Annotated in this window: 2 protein-coding genes; one reads left to right on the plus strand and one right to left on the minus strand. The window is 75.7% G+C overall.

The features are described 5' to 3' along the window. Window positions 1-177 precede the first annotated feature (177 nt). Window positions 178-1053 carry a PHP domain-containing protein gene (locus tag DZG00_RS14690; protein WP_119382374.1) on the minus strand — a complete coding sequence of 292 codons (876 nt, stop codon included), beginning with the start codon at window positions 1051-1053 and terminating at the stop codon, window positions 178-180. A gap of 81 nt (window positions 1054-1134) precedes the next feature. Between DZG00_RS14690 and DZG00_RS14695 the strand changes: the two genes are divergently transcribed. Further along, a complete protein-coding gene (locus DZG00_RS14695; RefSeq protein WP_233549100.1) occupies window positions 1135-2172 on the plus strand; it encodes an endonuclease/exonuclease/phosphatase family protein in 1038 nt (345 codons plus the stop codon). Window positions 2173-2250 lie beyond the last annotated feature (78 nt).

A 2250-nucleotide genomic window follows, 5' to 3' on the forward strand; every position in this document is an offset into this window, starting at 1 on the left:
ACGCCGACGGCCAGACCCGCCCGCGCTCGCGCAACCGCCGCCGTCGCTCGGGCGGCGACCGCCCGACCGCGACGTCCTAGCGCCGCACCGCACGACGAGAGGGGCCGCATCCACCGGATGCGGCCCCTCTCGCATGCCCGCCGCCCGTGGTCACGGGCGAGCGGGCGCGAGGTCGGATCAGCCGGCCGGCTCGGGCACGACCGGCGCCCAGCCCGAGGCACGCTCGACGATGCGGGCGAGCACGGCGGGCTCGGTGGTGTTCTCCGCGAGCCGGTTGGGCTTGCCGTCGCCGTGGTAGTCGCTGGATCCCGTGACCTCGAGCCCGAACCGCTCCGCCAGCTCCGTGAGCCGCACGCGGGACGCGGGCGGGTTGTCGCGGTGCCGCACCTCGAGCCCGAAGAGGCCCGCGGCGACGAGCGCGGTCATGCGCGAGTCCGACAGCACGCGCTCCGGCCCGCGGGCACCCGGGTGCGCGAGGACGGCCAGGCCGCCCGCCGCCGTGATCAGCTCGACGCCGAGGATCGGATCCGGCGCGTAGTGCGGCCGGTAGTAGCCGCCCTGCCAGTGCAGGATGCTCTCGAACGCGGCCGTGCGCGTCGCCACGTGGCCGCGCGCCACCAGCGCGTCGGCGATGTGGGGCCGGCCGATGGTGCTGCCCGGCGTGGTCTGCGCGAGCACGTCGGCCCAGGTGAGCGCGTAGTCGCGGGAGATGCGGCCGACCATCGCCTCGGCGCGGGTCATGCGCTCGGAGCGGACGCGGGCGGTCATGGCCGCGAGGTCGGCGTCCCGGGGATCGAAGAGGTAGGCGAGGACGTGGACGCTCGCGTACTCGAGCTGCGTGCTCATCTCCATGCCGGGGACGAGCGTGATGCCGTGCGCGAGGGCGGCGGCGGAGGCGTCGGCCCAGCCGGCGGTGGAGTCGTGGTCGGTGAGCGCCACGGCCGAGAGGCCCTGCGCGGCGGCCTGGGCGACGAGCTCGGCGGGCGACTCGGTGCCGTCCGACACGGAGCTGTGCGTGTGCAGGTCGATGGGACCTGGCTGCTCCTCCGGCATCCCGCCATCCTACGCGGCGGCCCCCGGGCGCCCCGGCCCGCGCGGTCCCGCGGCGGCGCTCTCCCAGAGAGCCGCCATAGTGTGGGCGACGTCATGGGTCGCGTCGTCGGAGCAGCAGTCATCCTCATCACGGCCGCAGGGCTCCTCGTCGTCACGTGGCCGCAGCTGCTGGGTCTGGAGCAGACCTACCTCGTCGCCCACGCCGTCGCCATCCGCGGCGGCCTCGTCGCCGCGGCAGCCGCCGTCCTGCTGCTGACCCTCGTGCTCTGCCTGGTGATCCGCCCGGGTCGCCGCCTCCTCGGCAGCCTCGCCGTCCTGCTCGTCGTGTTCATCGGCGCGAACTCGGCCGTGCTCGCCACGCGCGGGCTCGGCGACACGGCCTTCGCCGAGCCGCAGGACGAGGACGTCACCGTCCTGTCATGGAACACGCTCGGCGGCGCGACGGGAGCCCGCGCTGTCGCCGACCTGGCGATCGAGTCCGGCGCCGACGTCATCACGCTCCCCGAGACGCGCGAGGAGACCGGCGCGGAGATCGCGGTGCTCATGCGCGAGGCGGGGCGGCCGATGTGGGTCCGCACCGCCGCGTTCGACGACGTGGCCGCCGCCCGCTCCACCACCATCCTCATCAGCGCGGCCTACGGCGACTACCGGATGGACGAGTCCCGCGGCACCACGAGCGTGCTGCCCACGGTCATCATGGAGCCGGTCGACGGCAACGGGCCGGTGATCATGGCCGTGCACCCCGTCTCCCCCATCCCGGAGCAGATGGAGAACTGGCGCGCCGACCTCGCGTGGCTCGGGAAGCGCTGCGACGAGGGCAACGTGATCATCGCGGGCGACTTCAACGCGACCCTCGACCACATGAGCCGCTACGGCGGCACGCCCACCGAGCGCGACCAGGTCACCGACCTCGGCGAGTGCGTCGACGCGGCGCGCGCATCGGGCAACGCCGCCGTCGGCACCTGGCCGACCGGGATCCCCGCGCTGCTCGGCACGCCGATCGACCACATCATGGCGACGCCCGGATGGGCGGTCACGGGCTTCCGCGTCGTCGAGGACCGCGACGGCGCCGGCAGCGACCACCGGCCGATCATCGCGCAGCTGACGCCTCTGCGCTGACCCCCCCCCCCCCCCCCCCCCCCCCCCCCCCCCCCCCCCCCCCCCCCCCCCCCCCCCCCCCCCCCCCGCCCCCCCCCC

The organism is Clavibacter lycopersici (assembly GCF_003576405.1).
Lineage (GTDB): Bacteria > Actinomycetota > Actinomycetes > Actinomycetales > Microbacteriaceae > Clavibacter > Clavibacter lycopersici.